Annotated in this window: 1 protein-coding gene; it reads left to right on the forward strand. The window is 79.5% G+C overall.

Annotation, left to right across the window (positions count from 1 at the left end; all coding sequences use genetic code 11):
• Positions 1-17: 17 nt before the first annotated feature.
• Positions 18-18974 (forward strand): PE family protein, encoded by an 18957-nt coding sequence (locus tag QXH22_RS11335; protein ID WP_306275604.1) that lies wholly within the window; start codon positions 18-20, stop codon positions 18972-18974.
• Positions 18975-18986 lie beyond the last annotated feature (12 nt).

The following is an 18986-nucleotide window of genomic DNA, read 5'->3' on the forward strand; positions in this document are numbered from 1 at the left end:
TAGTGGGCGGTTTCCCAATGTCATACGTAATTGCATCTCCGGATGTGCTCTCAGCCGCGGCTTCGGACCTCGCCGGTCTCGGGTCCACGCTGGAGCGCGCCAACGCGGCTGCGGCGGCCTCCACCACCCAGTTGCTGGCCGCGGCGCAAGACGAGGTGTCGACCGCAATCGCCGCGCTGTTCGGCAACCACGGGCAGGCCTATCAGACGGTCAGCGCCCAGGCCGCCGCGTTCCACAGCCAGTTCCTGCAGAGCCTGTCTTCGGGCGCAAGTGCATACGGCCTGGCCGAGGCCACCAACGCCGCGCCGCTGGCCGGGCTGGAGCAGGCGGTGCTCGGCGCAATCAACGCCCCCACGCAGATCTTTCTCGGTCGCCCGCTGATCGGTGACGGAGCTAACGGCAGTACTCCCGGTGCGGCCGGTGGCGCGGGCGGATTGCTGTACGGCAACGGCGGCTCCGGCGCCGCGGGCGCAGCCGGGCAGGCCGGCGGTGCGGGCGGTAGTGCCGGATTGATCGGCAACGGCGGGGCCGGCGGGGCCGGCGGTGCTTCGACGATCGGCAACGGCGGCGCCGGCGGTGCGGGCGGCAGCGGTGGCTGGCTGTACGGCAGCGGTGGTGTCGGTGGAGCCGGCGGCGCCAACCTCAACGCGCTGGGCACCGGCGGCGCCGGTGGCGCCGGCGGCCGGGCCTGGCTGATCGGCGCGGGCGGAACCGGCGGCGCCGGCGGAACCGGCGCGAACGGCGGCTGGGGCGCGGCCGGCGGCAACGGCGGCTACCTGTACGGCGACGGCGGGACTGGCGGGGCCGGTGGCGGCAACACCAGTCCGACCGGCGTCGGCGGGAGTGGCGGCCGCGGCGGCGACGCGTACTTGTTCAGCAACGGTGGAGCGGGCGGATCCGGCGGTGCCGGTCCGACCGTGGGCGGTCAGGCCGGGTTCGGCGGCCACGGCGGCCACGGCGGTCTGCTCACCGGCAGCGGCGGTGCCGGTGGTGCCGGCGGCATGGGTGCGACCGGCGGCGGCGGTGGAGCGGGCGGCGACGCAGGATGGCTGTCCGGCGGTTCGGGCGGCGCCGGCGGCGCCGGCGGCATCGGTCAGACGGGCAACGGAGGCCTGGGCGGGGCCGGGGGCTCCGGCGGGCTCTACGGCGCCGGCGGTGCGGGCGGTACCGGCGGTGCCGGCGCGGCGGTCGGCGGCACCGGTGGGCTGGGTGGTAACGCGGGCTGGCTGCTGGGCACCGGCGGCACCGGTGGCAGCGGCGGCGCCAGCGGCGCCGGCAACCCCGGCGGCACCGGCGGCGCCGGAGGCAACGGCGGATGGCTGTACGGCAACGGCGGGGTCGGCGGTAACGGCGCCAACGGCGGCGCGGGCTCGACCGGCATCAACGGTGGCACCGGGGGTAACGGCGGTGCGGGCGGCCGGGGCGGCCTGCTCTTCAGTGACGGCGGCAACGGCGGCAACGGCGGGGTCGGCGGCAAGGGCGGGATCGGTACCCAGGGCGCCAACGGGATCGACGGAACCTATCCCGGCGGCAACGGCACCGACGGCGGCGACGGCGGCATCGGCGCTATCGGCGGTAACGGCGGTAACGGTGGCGCGGGCGGCCGCGGTGGCCTGCTGTTCGGCGAGTCCGGCATCACCGGCCGTGGTGGGGCCGGCGGTGACGGCGGCACGGGCGGCATCGGCGGCAACGGCGGCAACGGCGCGGCGGGCAACGCCGCCAACCCCAACGGCGGCAACGGCGGCAATGGCGGCAACAACGGCGTCGGCGCCGCCGGCGGCACAGGCGGTTCCGGATCGGTCGTCGGGGCACACGGCAAGGCCGGCACCACGATCACCGGCACCGGGGGTAACGGTGGAAACGGTGGGGCCGGCTACGACGCGTCCCTGGGTTCGGTCGCCGGCGCCAGTGGCGGCAACGGCGGTAGCGGCGGCCACGGCGGCAATTACGGCAACGGCGGCGCCGGCGGGGCCGGCGGTAACGGTGCGGCCGGCAAGGCGGGCGTCAACGGGATCAACCCCGGCGACAGCGGCACCAGTGGCTTCGCCGGTGGGTCCGGCGGTAGCGGCGGTGCCGGCGGCAACGGCGGTTCCATCTCCGGCAACAGCGGTGCCGGCGGTGCCGGCGGTCACGGCGGCGCCGGTGGCGCCGGTGGCATCGGTGTCGACGGCAAGGACGGCGCGGCCGCGGGTCAGGCCGGCCAGTCCGGTGGCAGCGGTGGCGACGGGGGGTCCGGCGGCAGCGGTGGGGCCGGCGGCAAGGCCGGCACGGTGCTGGGCAAGGGCGTCGCGGCTGCGTCGGGCGCCGGTGGCGCCGGTGGTGACGGTGGCGCGGCCGGGCGGCCCGGCGACGGCGGCGTGGGCGCGGGCGGGGACGCCAACCACATCGACGGCGCCGCGGGCGGCAAGGGCGGTAACGCCGGGATCGCGGGCGCGGGCGGCAGCGGCGGACAGAACGGCAGCGGTGCCGGCACCGGCGCCAAGGGCGCCGACGGCGCCGCGGTGGTCGGTCCGGCCGGCTCCGGTGGCGACGGCGGTGCGGGTTACAGCGCGACCGTGGCCGGTGCCAACGGCGGCAGCGGTGGCGCGGGCGGCGACGGCGGAAACATCGGTAACGGCGGTAACGGTGGCGCCGGGGGCAACGGCGCGGCAGGCGCCAACGGCATCACCGGTGTGAGCGCGGGCGACAGCGGCACCAATGGCCTGGCCGGCGGTAAGGGCGGCGACGGCGGTGCCGGTGGCGCGGCGGGCGGCGCGGGCACTCATGGCGGCGCCGGCGGAGCGGGCGGCCAGGGCGGCGGGGGCGGCAAGGGCGGCAGCGGTGTCGACGGCTCCGGTGGCATCGCCACCAACGGCGATGGCGGCGCCGGCAAGGCCGGCGGCAATGCCGGTAGCGGTGGCGCCGGCGGCGATGGCGGTAAAGGCGGCGCCGCGGGCGGAACCGGCCTCGGCGGTGCGGCCGGAACGGCCGGCAGCGGTGGTGCGGCGGGCAGCGGCGGCGACGCCGGTGTGGCAGGCAAGGGTGGCGCAGGCGCCGGCGGCGCGAACGGTGCGGCCGGGGTCAACAACGGCGCGGGCTACGCCGGCGGTGACGGCGGTGCCGGTGGTAAGGGCGGCGACGGCGGTAAGGGCGGCATCGGCGGGGCGGCCGGCACCGGTCTCGGGGGCGGCGCGGGCGCCAACGGCAATGGTGGCGCGGCCAGCAGCGGCGGCGCCGGCGGCGCGGCCGGCAGCGGTGGCGCGGGTGTGGACGGCGCCAACGGCACGGCCGGGGTCAACAACGGCGCGGGTGTGGCCGGCGGCGACGGCGGTGCCGGCGGCAAGGGCGGCGCCGGCGGGACCGGCGGCACCGGTGGCCAGGCCGGTGGATCCGGTGCGACTGCGGGCGTTGACGGCAAGGGCGGCGCCGGCGGACAGGGCGGCAACGCGGGCACGGCCGGTGACGGTGGTCGTGGCGCCGATGGCGTGACGGGCCTCGTCGACGGCGGGGCGGGCGGCAAGGGTGGCAACGCCGGCGCGGTCGGCGCCGGCGGCGCCGGTGGCACCGGTCCGGCCGGCGCCGGCGCGACCGGTCTCAGCGGGCTGGGCGCCAACGGAGGCGACGGCGGCGCCGGCGGCAACGGTTTGGCCGGATCCAACGGGACCAACGGTGTGGGCGCGGGCGCCAGCGGCGGCAATGGTCAGGCCGGCGGCCGGGGCGGCGACGGCGGGGCCGGCGGCACGGCCAGCGGCTCGGGCACGCACGGCGGCGACGGCGGCGACGGTGGCGTCGGCGGCACCGGCGGCAAGGGCGGCAGCGGTGTGGATGGCGGCAACGGGCAGCTCGGCAACGGCGCCGGACAGAACGGCCAGGCCGGCGGCAACGCCGGGGCCGGCGGCGACGGCGGAGCCGGTGGTAAGGGTGGCGACGCCGGCAGCGGCGGCACCGGTGGCGGGTCCCAGGGCAAGGCGGGCAGCGGCGGCGCGGCGGGTGGCGGCGGCGACGCGGGTACCGCGGGCAAGGGCGGTAACGGAGCCGGCGGCGCGAACGGCGTTGCCGGGCTCAACAACGGCGCCGGCTACGCCGGTGGCGACGGCGGAGCAGGCGGCAAGGGCGCCAACGGCGGTAACGGCGGCGCCGGCGGTCAGGCCGGTGCCGGCGTGGGCGGCAGCGCGGGCAAGGACGGCAACGGCGGTGCGGCCAGCAGCGGTGGCGCGGGTGGCGCGGCCGGGGCCGGTGGCGCCGGCGTCAACGGTGCCAACGGCACCGCCGGGGTCAACAACGGCGCCGGTGTCGCCGGCGGCGACGGCGGGGCCGGCGGCAAGGGCGGCGACGGTGGTGTCGGCGGGACGGGCGGCAAGGCCGGTGGTGGCACCGGTAGCGCCGGCGCCGACGGCTCCGGCGGCGCGGGCGGTCTCGGCGGCAACGCCGGCACCGCCGGTGACGGTGGCCGCGGTGCCGATGGCGTGACCGGCGCCATCGACGGTGGCGAAGGCGGTAAGGGCGGCAACGCCGGCGCGGTCGGCGCCGGTGGCGCCGGCGGCCTGGGGCCGGCCGGCAACGGCGCGAACGGGCTCGCGGGGTCCGGCGCGAACGGCGGTAACGGTGGTGCCGGCGGTAACGGTCTGAACGGTGTCAACGGCACCGACGGCGTCAATGCCGGTGACAGCGGCACCAACGGTCAGGCCGGCGGCAAGGGCGGCGACGGCGGTGCCGGTGGCACGGCCAGCGGCTCGGGCACCCACGGCGGCAGCGGTGGGGCCGGCGGTAAGGGTGGCCAGGGCGGCAAGGGCGGCAGCGGTGTCAACGGCGGCAACGGGGTTGCCACCGACGGCGCCGGGCAGGCCGGTCAGGCCGGCAGCAACGCCGGCAGCGGTGGTGACGGCGGAGCCGGCGGCAAGGGCGGCGATGCCGGCAGCGGCGGCACCGGCGGCGGCGTCGCGGGCACCGCGGGCAGCGGTGGTGATGCCGGAAGCGGCGGCGCGGCCGGAATCGCCGGCAAGGGCGGCATCGGTGCCCACGGTCACGACGGCACCGCCGGGGTCAACAACGGCGCCGGCTACGCCGGCGGCGACGGTGGAGCAGGCGGCAAGGGCGCCAACGGCGGTAACGGCGGCGCCGGCGGTCAGGCCGGTGCGGGCGCCGGCGGCAGCGCGGGCAAGGACGGCAACGGCGGCGCGGCCAGCAGCGGTGGCGCCGGCGGGGCGGCCGGGGCCGGTGGCGCCGGTGCCAACGGCGCCAACGGCACTGCCGGGGTCAACAACGGCGCCGGTGTCGCCGGCGGCGACGGCGGGGCCGGCGGCAAGGGCGGCGACGGCGGCACGGGCGGAACCGGCGGCAAGGCCGGCGGTGGCTCCGGCAGCGCGGGTACCGACGGCAAGGGCGGCGCGGGCGGTCTGGGCGGCAACGCCGGCATCGCCGGCGACGGTGGCCGCGGTGCCGATGGCGTGACGGGCGCCATCGACGGTGGCGCAGGCGGCAAGGGCGGCAACGCCGGCGCGGTGGGCGCGGGCGGCGCCGGCGGCCTCGGTCCGGCCGGCAACGGTGCCAACGGAGTCGCGGGGGCCGGCGCGAACGGCGGCAACGGCGGTGCCGGCGGTAACGGTCTGAACGGTGTCAACGGCACCAACGGCATCAATGCCGGCGACAACGGCGGCAACGGCTTTGCCGGTGGCCGGGGTGGCGACGGCGGTGCCGGCGGCACGGCCAGCGGAGCGGGTACCCACGGCGGCGCCGGCGGCGCCGGCGGCCAGGGTGGCACCGGCGGTCAGGGCGGCTCCGGTCTCAACGGCGGCAACGCGGTGGCCGGAGAAGACGCGTACGGCACCGGTATCGGCGGGGGCCAGGCCGGCGGCAACGCCGGAGCCGGCGGCGACGGCGGAGCCGGCGGTAAGGGCGGTGACGCCGGCAGCGGCGGCACCGGCGGCGGTGTCGCGGGCATTGCAGGCAGCGGCGGCGCGGCCGGTAGCGGTGGCGCGGCAGGTACCGCGGGCAAGGGCGGCAACGGCGCGAGCGGCGCCAACGGGGTGGCCGGAGTCAACAACGGTGCCGGTTACGCCGGTGGTGACGGCGGCGCCGGCGGTAACGGCGCCAACGGCGGTAACGGCGGCGCCGGTGGTCAGGCCGGCGCGGGCGCCGGCGGCAGCGCGGGCAAGGACGGCAACGGCGGCGCGGCCAGCAACGGCGGTGCCGGCGGCGCGGCCGGCAAGGGCGGCGCCGGTGTCACCGGCGCCAACGGGGTGGCCGGTGTGAACAACGGCGCCGGTGTCGCCGGTGGTGACGGTGGGGCCGGTGGCAAGGGTGGCGCCGGCGGCACGGGCGGAACCGGCGGCAAGGCCGGCGGCCTCACCGGCAGCGCCGGCGCCGACGGCTTCGGCGGGGCCGGCGGCAAGGGCGGCAACGCCGGCACGGCCGGCGACGGCGGCCGCGGCGCCGACGGGGTGACCGGGGCCATCGACGGCGGGGCCGGTGGCAAGGGCGGCAACGCCGGCGCGGTGGGCCAGGGCGGCACCGGTGGTGCCGGCGCAGCGGGCAAGGGCGCGGACGGCTTGGGCGGCTCCGGTGCCAACGGCGGTAACGGTGGTGCCGGCGGTAACGGTCTGGCAGGGGCGAACGGCACCGACGGCGTCAACGCCGGCGACAGCGGCACTAACGCTCAGGCCGGCGGCAAGGGCGGCGACGGCGGTGCCGGTGGCACGGCCAGCGGCTCGGGCACCCACGGCGGCAACGGTGGCGCGGGTGGCGTCGGCGGAACCGGCGGCAAGGGCGGCTCGGGCATCAGCGGTGCCCTCGGGCAGGTCACCAACGGTGCCGGCGGCAACGGCCAGGCCGGCGGCAACGCGGGCAGCGGCGGCGACGGCGGCGCCGGCGGTAGGGGCGGTGACGCCGGCAGCGGTGGCACCGGTGGCGGTGTCGCGGGCAACGCGGGCAGCGGCGGCGCGGCCGGTAGCGGTGGCGCGGCAGGTACCGCGGGCAAGGGCGGCAACGGCGCGAGCGGCGCCAACGGGGTGGCCGGAGTCAACAACGGTTCCGGTTACGCCGGTGGTGACGGCGGCGCGGGCGGTGCCGGCGCCAACGGCGGCAAGGGCGGCGCCGGCGGCGCGGCCGGTGTGGGCGCCGGCGCCAGCGCAGGCGCCAACGGCAACGGCGGCGCGGCCAGCAACGGCGGCGCGGGCGGCGCAGCGGGCTCCGGCGGTGCCGGTACCACCGGCGCCAACGGAGTGGCCGGAATCAACGCGGGCGCCGGCCAGGCCGGTGGCGACGGCGGCGCCGGCGGCAAGGGCGGCGCCGGTGGCACCGGTGGCACCGGCGGTCAGGCCGGCGGTGCCGGCGCCACCGCGGGCGCCGACGGCAAGGGCGGCGCAGGCGGTCAGGGCGGCAACGCCGGCACGGCCGGTGACGGTGGCCGCGGCGCCGACGGCACCAGTGCGTTCGTCGACGGCGGGGCCGGCGGCAAGGGTGGTAGCGCGGGCGCGGTCGGCGCCGGCGGGACCGGCGGTTCCGGACCTGCGGGCAAGGGCGCGGACGGCCTGGGCGGCTCCGGTGCCAACGGCGGTGACGGCGGCGCCGGCGGTAACGGCGCGGCCGGGGCCAACGGCGAGAACGGCGTCAACGCCGGCGCCAATGGCACCAACGGTCAGGCCGGCGGCAAGGGCGGCGACGGCGGCGCGGGCGGCGACGGCGGCGCGGGCGGCACGGCCAGCGGCGTCGGCACCCAGGGCGGCGACGGCGGGGCAGGTGGTATCGGCGGGACCGGCGGCAAGGGCGGCTCGGGTGTCGACGGCAACAACGGCATCGCCAGCACCGGCGCCGGCGGCAACGGCCAGGCCGGCGGCAACGCCGGGGCCGGTGGTGACGGCGGCGCCGGCGGTAAGGGCGGCGCGGCCGGCAGCGGTCCCACCGCCGGCAAGGCCGGCGACGGCGGCGCGGCCGGCAGCGGTGGCGCGGCAGGCACGGCGGGCAAGGGCGGCGCAGGCGCCGTCGGCCACGACGGCATCTCCGGGATCAACAGCGGCGCCGGCTATGCCGGCGGCGACGGCGGCGCGGGCGGCAACGGCGCCAACGGCGGCAATGGCGGCGTCGGCGGCGCGGCCGGTGTGGGCGCCGGCGCCAGCGCAGGCGCCAACGGCAACGGCGGCGCGGCCAGCAACGGCGGCGCGGGCGGCGCAGCGGGCTCCGGCGGTGCCGGTACCACCGGCGCCAACGGAGTGGCCGGAATCAACGCGGGCGCCGGCCAGGCCGGTGGCGACGGCGGCGCCGGCGGCAAGGGCGGCGCCGGTGGCACCGGCGGCACCGGCGGTCAGGCCGGCGGTGCCGGCGCCACCGCGGGCGCCGACGGCAAGGGCGGCGCAGGCGGTCAGGGCGGCAACGCCGGCACGGCCGGCGATGGTGGCCGTGGCGCCGACGGCACCAGTGCGTTCACCGACGGCGGAGCCGGCGGCAAGGGCGGCGATGCCGGCGCGATCGGCGCCGGCGGCAAGGGCGGCAGCGGGCTGGCCGGCAACGGCACCACCGGCGCCGACGGCACCGGGGCCAATGGCGGCAAGGGCGGCGACGGCGGTAACGGCGCAGCCGGCGCTGCCGGCAAGAACGGCGTCAACGCCGGCGACAGCGGCGCCAACGGTTCGGCCGGCGGCAAGGGCGGCGACGCTGGTGCCGGCGGCACGGCCAGCGGCAAGGGCGTCGGCGGCACCGGCGGGCAGGGCGGCACCGGCGGTACCGGTGGCTCCGGCGGCTCCGGCGTCGACGGCGGTAATGGCGTGGCCGGCGTCAACAGCGGCGCGGGCCAGGCCGGCGGCAACGCCGGTGCCGGCGGCACCGGCGGTGCCGGCGGTCGAGGCGGCGATGCCGGCGGCGCAGGCACCGGTGGCGGCACGGCGGGCAAGGCAGGCAGCGGCGGCGCCGCCGGGTCCGGTGGCGACGCGGGCCTCGCCGGCAAGGGCGGCATCGGCGCTGCCGGCGCCAATGGTCTGGCCGGCGTGAACGGTGGAGCCGGCACTGCCGGCGGCAACGGCGGTTCTGGCGGTAACGGCGCCAATGGCGGCAACGGCGGCGCCGGCGGCGCGGCCGGCACCGGGACCGGCGGGACCGCGGGCGCCAACGGCAGCGGCGGCGCGGCCAGCAGTGGCGGTGCAGGCGGCGCGGCCGGCAACGGTGGCGCCGGAGTCAACGGCGCCAACGGCGTGGCCGGCGTCAACAGCGGAGCCGGCGTGGCCGGTGGCGACGGTGGTGCCGGCGGCAAGGGCGGGGCCGGCGGGACCGGTGGCACCGGCGGGTCGGCCGGTGGCGCCGGGGCGACGGCCGGCGCCAACGGCAAAGGCGGCAACGGCGGTCAGGGCGGCAACGCCGGCACTGCCGGTGACGGCGGCCGCGGCGCCGACGGCACCAGCGCGTTCGTCGACGGCGGCGCAGGCGGCAAGGGCGGCAACGCGGGCGCGGTAGGCCTCGGCGGTACGGCGGGTAGCGGCGCGGGTGGCAGCGGCACCAATGGAGCCGGCGGCTCTGGGGCCAATGGTGGTCGCGGCGGTGCCGGCGGTAACGGCGCGGCCGGCGCCAACGGCAGCAACGGCGTCAACCCCGGCGACAGCGGCACCAACGGTCAGGCCGGCGGTAAGGGCGGCGACGGCGGTGCCGGCGGTACGGCCAGCGGCGTCGGGACCACCACCGGCAACGGTGGGGCCGGCGGCCAGGGTGGCGCCGGCGGAACGGGTGGCTCCGGCGTCGCCGGTGCCAGCGGCACGACGACCACCGGAATCGGTAACGCCGGACAGGCCGGCGGCAACGCCGGCGCCGGCGGCGCGGGCGGCGCGGGTGGCGCCGGCGGTGCAGCCGGAACGCCGGGCACGGGTATCGCCAAGGGCATCTCCGGCAACGGCGGCTCGGGCGGTAACGGCGGAGCTGCCGGGACGGCCGGCGCGGGTGGCGCCGGGGCCAACGGCGCGAACGGCGTCTCCGGCGTCAACAACGGTGCCGGCTACGCAGGCGGTAATGGCGGCGCCGGCGGTAACGGCGCTGCGGGCGGCAAGGGCGGCAACGCCGGCGCGGCCGGCGGCACCGGAGCCAGCGCAGGCAATAACGGCAGTGGCGGCGCCGGCAGCAACGGTGGCGCCGGCGGCGCGGCCGGATCGGGCGGCACCGGCATCACCGGCGCCAACGGACTGGCCGACTCCAGCAAGTACGGCAACGGCATCGGCGGCGGCCAGGCCGGCGGCGACGGCGGTGCCGGTGGCACCGGCGGCAAGGGCGGCGCCGGCGGTGGCGGCGGAGCTGCCGGCACGGGTGGTAGCGGCGGTTCCGCGGGCGCCAACGGCAGCGGCGGCGCCGGCGGCAAGGGCGGCAACTCCGGCGCGGCCGGCAGCGGCGGCGACGGCGCGGGCGGCACCGCGACCAACCCCAACGGCGGCGCCGGCGGGGCCGGCGGTAACGCCGGGGCCACCGGCGCGGGTGGCGCCGGCGGCGCGGCGGGCAGCGGCGGCACGGGCGGCAGCAACGGCAGCACCGGCGGCACCGGCACCGGCGCCAACGGCGGCAACGGCGGCGCGGGCGGCAACGGTATCGCCGGCACAGCCGGCCCCAACGGCGTCAACGCGAACAACCCCAACGGCACCGACGGCACCGCAGGTGGCAACGGTGGGGCCGGTGGCGCCGGCGGTAAGGGCGCCGGCAGCGGCTTCAAGGGCGGCACCGGCGGCCTGGGCGGTAACGGCGGCGTCGGTGGCGCCGGCGGCAGCGGCATCGACGGCAGCAACGGCGTGGCCACCACCGGCATCGGCGGATCGGGCACGGCCGGCGGCAACGCCGGTAACGGCGGCGCCGGCGGCAGCGGCGGCGCGGGCGGCGCCGCGGGCGCGGCCAACGGCAGCGCCGGTGCGGGCACCGCGGGCAGCGGCGGCAACGCCGGCAAGGGTGGCAACGCGGGCACCGCCGGCAACGGCGGCAACGGCGCGGCGGGCGCCAACGGCACCTCGGGCTTCAACAACGGCGCCGGCTATGCCGGCGGCGACGGTGGCGCCGGCGGTAAGGGCGGCAACGGTGGCGCCGGTGGCACCGGCGGAGCGGCCGGTGCCACCAACGGCGGCACCGCGGGCACCGCGGGCACCAACGCCAATGGCGGCAACGCGAGCAACGGTGGCGCCGGTGGCGCGGCCGGAGCCGGCGGCACCGGTATCACCGGGGCCAACGGCGTCAGCGACCAGAACAACTACAACAACGGCATCGGCGGCGGCCAGGCCGGTGGCGACGGCGGCGCCGGTGGCACCGGTGGAGCCGGTGGAGCCGGCGGTAAGGGCGGAGCGGCCGGCGGAGCCGGGGCAACCGCAGGCACCAACGGCAACGGCGGCATCGGCGGCAAGGGCGGCAACGCCGGCACACCCGGCAGCGGCGGCAACGGTGCAGCCGGCACCAGCACCAACCCGAACGGCGGCGCGGGCGGCAACGGCGGCAACGCCGGTGCCGTCGGCAAGGGCGGTGCCGGTGGCACCAACGGCGGCGGTGGCACCGCGGCCAGCGGCGCCAACGGCACCAACGTCACCGGTCCGGTCGGCAATGGCGGCAACGGCGGCAGCGGGTTCAACCCGCAGGCTGCCGGAGCCAGCGGCGGCAACGGCGGGGCCGGCGGTGACGGCGGCAACTACGGGAACGGCGGCAACGGCGGGGCCGGCGGCAACGGCGTGGCCGGCAACGACGGCAGCGCCGGGGTGAAGGCGGGCGACAGCGGCGGCAACGCGCAGGCCGGTGGATCCGGCGGCGACGGTGGCCGCGGCGGCAAGGCCGGGGTGAACTTCGGCAACGGCGGCGCCGGCGGGGCCGGCGGCAGCGGTGGCAACGGTGGCAACGGCGGGACGGGTCAGGACGGCGCAGCCGGTGTGGCCGGCGTCAACAACGGCGCCGGCGGCGCGGGCGGCAACGGCGGCAACGGCGCCAGCGGCGGCAACGGCGGCAACGGCGGGGTCGGCGGCACCTCGACGAAGGGCAGCGCCGGCGCCTCCGGCGCCGGTGGCAACGCCGGCAACGGCGGCAATGCCGGAACGCCGGGCAACGGCGGCATCGGCGCCGCGGGCACCGCGACCAACCCGAACGGTGGCGCCGGCGGTAACGGCGGCAACGTGGGCACCGTGGGCGCCGGCGGAACCGGCGGCAGCAACGGCAACGGCATCGGCACCGGCAAGTACGGGATCGACGGCGCGACGCCGCTGACACCGGTCGGCAACGGCGGCGCCGGCGGCGCCGGATTCACCTCGACGGCTGCCGGAGCCAACGGCGGCGACGGCGGTGCCGGCGGCAAGGGCGGCAACTACGGCAGCGGCGGCGCCGGCGGCGACGGCGGTAACGGCGTGGCGGGCGCGGTCGGCAAGGACGGCGTCAGCCCGGGTGAAAACGGCGGCACGGGCCAGGCCGGCGGCGCCGGCGGCAAGGGCGGCGCCGGTGGCGACGCCGGCACCAATCTCGGTGACGGTGGCGCCGGCGGCAACGGCGGGACCGGAGCCAACGGCGGCACCGGCGGCACTGGTCACGACGGCGCCAACGGCGTCTCCGGCCTCGACGAGTACGGCAACGGCAAGGGCGGCGGCCAGAACGGCGGCAACGGCGGCAACGGTGGTGTGGGCGGCAACGGTGGCACCGGCGGCGCCGGCGGCAAGGCCGGCCTGTACGGCACCGCCGGCACGGTCGGCAACGGCGGCAACGCCGGCAACGGCGGTGCCGCGGGCGCGTCGGGCAGCGGCGGCAACGGCGCGGCCGGCATCGCCGGCAGCACTGCCGGCGGCAACGGCGGCAACGGCGGCAAGGTCGGGACCGCGGGCGGCGGCGGAACCGGCGGCCTGGACGGCGGCGGCGACCCGAGCGGCGCGAACGGGACCGCGGGTGCCGCCTTCACCGGTCCGTCCGGCAACGGCGGTGACGGCGGCGTCGGCTACACCTGGGCGCCCAACGCCACCGACGCCAACGGCGACGGCCTGGCCGGCGGCGCAGGCGGCCAGGGCGGTAGCGGCGGCAGCAACGGCAACGGCGGCAAGGGCGGCGCCGGCGGTAGCGGCTCCAACGGTGCCAACGGCATCAACGGGTCCAACACCGGCGACTCCGGAACCAACGGCGGCAAGGGCGGCGCCGGCGGCGCCGGCGGCGCGGGCGGCGCGGGCGGCAACACCATTGGAAACGGCGGTGACGGCGGAGTCGGCGGCAATGCCGGCAGCGGCGGCAACGGCGGCAACGGCGTCGACGGTCACGACGGCGTGGCCAACTCGAACAAGTACGGCACCGGCATCGGCGGCGGCCAGAACGGCGGCAACGGCGGCACCGGCGGCCTGGGCGGCGACGGCGGCACCGGCGGCAAGGGCGGCACCAGCGGACCTAACGGTGTGGCGGGCGCGGGCGCGGCCGGCGGCAATGCGGGTAACGGCGGCAACGGCGGCCTGCAGGGCAACGGCGGTAACGGCGCGGCCGGTACGGCGGCCAACCCCGACGGCGGGGCCGGCGGCAAGGGCGGCAACCCGGGCACCGGCGTGAGCGGCGGCACCGGTGGTGCCGGCGGCGCCAACGGCAGCGGTTCGGGCTCCGGCGCCAAGGGTGCCAACGGCAGCGGCGGCAGCACCCCGACCGGCGTCGGCGGCAACGGCGGTAACGGCGGCGACGGCTACAACGCCACCACGCCCGGCGCCAACGGCGGCAAGGGCGGTGCCGGTGGCGACGGCGGCCTCTACGGCGACGGCGGCACCGGCGGCAACGGCGGCAACGGCGCGGCCGGCAAGGCAGGCGCCAACGGCACCATCGACGATCCCAACGGCGCCAACGGCCAGACCGGTGGCAGCGGCGGGGCCGGCGGAGACGGCGGCAACAGCGGCACCCTGAACGGCAAGGGCGGCGCGGGCGGAAGCGCCGGCAAGGGCGCGGCCGGCGGCGCCGGTGGCAACGGCCTCAACACCAACGTCGGCGAGGGCGGCAACGCCGGCAACGGCGGCGACGGCGGACTCGGCGCGGCCGGCGGCAAGGGCGGCAACGGCTACCTGGGCGGTGGCAAGGGCGGCGACGGCAGCGACCCCGGCGCCGGCGGCAGCGCCGGCACGCCCGGCACCGGCCCCGGCGGCAGCGGCTCCAACGGCAAGGCCGGCACCACTCCCACCAGCCCGACCGGCAACGGCGGTAACGGCGGCAACGCCTTCGGCGTCCCGGGTGCCGGACAGACCGGCTACGCCGGCGGCGACGGCGGCAACGCGGGGGCCTACGGCAATGGCGGCAACGGCGGGGACGGGTTCACCGGTGGCACCGGGGTGACCGGCACCACCGGCCCGACCGGCGGCACCGGCGGCGTCGGCGGTACCGGCGGCGACGGCGGCGCGGCCGGCAAGGGCGGCAACGGCGGCACCATCGCCGGCAACAGCGGCAACGGCGGCAAGGGCGGCGACGGCGGGGCCGGCGGCGTCGGCGGCAAGGGCGGCGCCGGTGACCCCAACTTCGTCATCAACGGCGGCAACGGTGGCAACGCCGGCAACGGCGGCACCGGCGGCAAGGGCGCCGCGGGCGGCAACGCCGGCACCGTCACCAACGGCACCGTCGGCAACGGCGGCAACGCCGGCAACGGCGGGGTCGGCGGCGTCAGCGGTATCGGCGGCACCGGCGCGGCCGGCACCGCGGCACACCCGACCGGCGGCAACGGCGGCAACGGCGCCAACCCGGGCAGCGGCGGCACCGGCGGTACCGGCGGCACCGGCCTGAACCCCGGCGGCAACGGCAGCACCGGCGCCACCCCCACCACCATCGCCGGCAACGGCGGCACCGGTGGGGCGGGCTGGAATTCCACCGACCCGACCAAGGCCGGCGGTGACGGCGGCGCCGGCGGTAACGCCGGGCAGTACGGCACCGGTGGCACCGGCGGCAAGGGCGGCAGCGGCGCCAAGGGCATCACCGGCACCGACGGCAACGCGCCCGGCGTGGACGGCGGCAACGGTGGCAACGCCAGCGCCGGCGGCAACGGCGGCAAGGGCGGTCTCGGCGGCACCATCGGCGGCGACGGCGGCGCCGGCGGTGCCGCGGGTGACGGCGGCGACGGCGGAACCGGCGGCAACGGCGGCAACGGCATCAACGGCGGCAACGGCGGCAAGGGCGGTGGCGGCGGCAACGGCGGCGCCGGTGGCAAGGGCGGCGAAGGCGGTCAGCCCTCCGCCCCCGGCTATAAGGCAGGCAACGGCGGCGCCGGCGGCAACGGCGGTAACACCGGGGTCGGCGGCAACGGCGGCGACGGCGGCAACGGCACCTACGCCAACCCCAACGGCGGCAAGGGCGGTGACGGCGGCACCATCGGCACCGGCGGCGCACTCGGCAAGGGCGGCACCGGCTTCACCAACGGGGCCGACGGCAAGGCCGGCTCCGTCCCGGCCGGCACCGCCGGTAACGGCGGCAAGGGCGGCACCGGGTTCAGCTACAACCCGCTGACCGACCCGGGCAAGAACGGCGGCAACGGCGGAGCCGGCGGCAACGGCGGCACGATCGGCAACGGCGGCCAGGGTGGCGCCGGCGGCAACGGCACGGCCGGCAAAGCCGGTGTCAACGGCGTCCTGCCCGGCAGCAGCGGCACCAGCGGCCAGGCCGGTGGTTCCGGCGGCAGCGGCGGCGCCGGCGGTAACAGCGGCACCCTGGCCGGCAACGCCGGCAGCGGCGGCGCGGCCGGCAACGGCGCGGCCGGCGGCAGGGGCGGTAACGGCGTGAACGGCCGGTCCGGCCTGCCGGGCGTCAACAGCGGCGCCGGCCAGGCCGGCGGCAACGGCGGCGACGGTGGCAACGGCGGCGCCGGCGGCAACGGCGGCACGGCCGGTGCGCTGCTCAACGGCAGCGGCCTCGCAGGCACCGACGGCACCGGCGGCAACGGCGCCAACGGCGGCAGGGCCGGCACGCCCGGTAACGGCGGCACCGGCGCGGCCGGCACCGTCGGCAACCCCAACGGCGGCAACGGCGGCAACGGCGGCAACGCGGGCAAGGCCGGGACCGGCGGCAGCGGCGGCACCGGATCCACGCCCGGCACCAGCGGCACCAACGGCGCCTCGGTCACCGGGCCGGCCGGTAACGGCGGCCAGGGCGGGGCCGGCTACAACCCGCTGACCAGGGGAGCCAGCGGCGGCAACGGCGGCAACGGCGGCGACGGCGGCAACATCGGCAACGGCGGAAACGGCGGGGCCGGAGGCAACGGGGTCGACAGCATCCTGAACGGCGCCAACGGCACCAAGTCCGGCGACTCCGGCGGCAACGGCCGCGCCGGGGGCTCCGGTGGCGCCGGTGGGGCCGGCGGCAAGGGCGGCTCCATCTCCGGCAACGGCGGCCAGGGTGGCGCCGGCGGCAACGGCGGCAACGGCACCGCGGGCGGCAACGGCGTGTCCGGCGGCAACGGTGTCGCCGACGTCGACCAATACGGCACCGGCATCGGCAGCGCCCAGAACGGTGGCAACGGCGGCGTCGGCGGCGCCGGCGGCAACGGTGGCAACGGCGGCGTCGGCGGCAAGGCCCAGGGCGTCGGAACCGATGGCAGCGACGGCACCGGCGGCAACGGCGGCAACGGCGGCAAGGCCGGCACCCCCGGTGACGGCGGTAAGGGCGCCGACGGCACCGTGACCAACCCCAACGGCGGTAACGGCGGCAACGGCGGAAACGAGACCGCGGGCAAGGGCGGCACCGGCGGCACCTCCAACACCAAGGCGGGCACGGCCGGCACCGACGGCGGCACCGTCGGCGGCGCCACCGGCAATGGCGGCGCCGGCGGCAACGGCTACAGCCAGACCGTCGCCAACCCCGGCACGGCCGGTGGCAACGGTGGTGCCGGCGGCAGCGGCGGCAACCACGGTAACGGCGGCGCGGGCGGCAACGGCGGCAACGGGTCGGCCGGCACCGCCGGTACGGCGGGCGTCGGAGCGGGCGCGAGCGGCACCGACGGCACCGCCGGCGGCGCGGGCGGCAGCGGTGGCGCCGGTGGTAACGGCGGTACCGATTTCGGTAACGGCGGCAAGGGCGGCAACGGCGGCATCGGCGCCGCCGGCGGCAACGGCGGTGACGGCGTGGCCGGCTCGGCCGGGGTGGCGGGCGTCAACAACGGTGCCGGCCAGAACGGCGGCAACGGTGGCACCGGCGGCGCCGGCGGCAACGGCGGCTCCGCGGGACTCGGCGGCAAGGCGCTCGGCACCGGCACCAACGGCACCGACGGCAACGGCGGCAACGGCGGCAACGGCGGCAAGGCCGGCACCCCGGGCGACGGCGGCAAGGGTGCCGACGGCACCGCGGCCAACCCCAACGGCGGCAAGGGCGGCGACGGCGGCGCCGCGATCGTCGGCAAGGGCGGCACCGGCGGCTCCAACAGCGGCGGCAGCGGCACCACCGGTAGCAACGGCAGCGACGGCGCCGGGTTCGTCAGCCCGGTCGGCAACGGCGGCAACGGCGGTAACGGCTTCACCCAGACCAGCACCGCGGGCGCCAACGGCGGCAGCGGCGGCGCCGGCGGCAACGGTGGGACCTACGGCAACGGTGGTACGGGCGGCAACGGCGGCAACGGCTTCGCCGGGTCGAACGGCGGCAGCAATGTCAACGGTCAGGCCGGTGGCAGCGGTGGCGCTGCGGGAGCCGGCGGTAACGGCGGCACCATCTCCGGAAACGGCGGAGCCGGCGGCATCGGCGGTAACGGCGCCAATGGTGGCACCGGCGGCAACGGCACCAACGGCACCACCGGCGTCCAGGGCGTCAACAACGGAGCCGGCACCAACGGCACCAACGGTGCGACCGGCGGCGCGGGTGGTAACGGCGGCGCCGGCGGCATGGGTGGTACCGCCCTGGGCACCGGCACCAACGGCGCCATCGGTGCCGGCGGCAACGGCGGCAACGGCGGCAACGGCGGCACCGCCGGGGCCGGCGGCAACGGTGCGGCGGGCACCTTCGCCAACCCCGACGGTGGCCGGGGCGGTGACGGCGGCAATGCCGGCGCCGGCGGCGCGGCCGGCAAGGGCGGCCTGAACGGCAACGGCAGTGGCGCGGGCACCAATGGCACGGCCGGCGCCACGCCCAACACCCAGACCGGCAACGGCGGGAACGGTGGCGCGGGCTTCAGCTACAACGCGGCCACCGATCCCGGCAAGGCCGGCGGCAACGGCGGCGCCGGTGGCAACGCCGGCCAGTACGGCACCGGCGGCAACGGCGGCAACGGTGGCAACGGCACCGCGGGCACGGCCGGCACGGCCGGCGTCAACCCGGGCGACGACGGCACGATCGGCCAGGCCGGTGGAGCCGGTGGGCAGGGCGGGGCAGGCGGCCTCGGCGGCACCGTCGCCGGCAACGGCGGCACCGGCGGCAACGGCGGCACCGGTGGCAACGGCGGCGCGGGCGGCAACGGCGCGGCCGGTGACCCCACCTTCGGTGTGAACAACGGCGCCGGCGGTAAGGGCGCCAACGGCGGGGCCGGCGGCGCGGGCGGATCGGCCGGCGCCGGCGGCAACGCCCTCGGTACCGGCAACGGCGGGGCCGGCGGCAACGGCGCCGCAGGCGGGACCGGCGGCGCGCCCGGAACGGGTGGCAATGGCGCAGCGGGTGACGCGGGCAACCCCGACGGTGGCAACGGCGGCAACAGCGGCACCGGCGGCAAGGGCGGCAGCGGCGGCGCCGGCGGCGACGGCGGCAAGGGCGGTGCCATCTCGGGCAATGGCGGTAAGGGCGGCAACGCCGGTAGCGGAGGCGCCGGCGGCAATGCCGGACTCGGCCAGACCGGCGGCCTCGGCGGCAACGGCGGCGGCGCCAACGGTAACGGCGGCAACGGCGGTAAGGGCCCCGACGGCGGCGACGGCGGCGACGCCGGCACCGTCGGTAACGGTGGCGCGGCCGGCGGTGGCGGCAGCGCCGGCGGCAACGGCAACGGCGGCAGTGGCGGCAGCGGCGGCAACGCCGGCAACGGCGGCAACGGCGGCGTCGGGGTCGGCGCAGGGTCACCCGGCAAGAGCGGCGACAACGGGAACAACGGCAAAGCCGGCAACTGACCGGCCCGGCGG

It is taken from the genome of Mycobacterium sp. TY814, assembly GCF_030755175.1.
Classification (GTDB): domain Bacteria; phylum Actinomycetota; class Actinomycetes; order Mycobacteriales; family Mycobacteriaceae; genus Mycobacterium.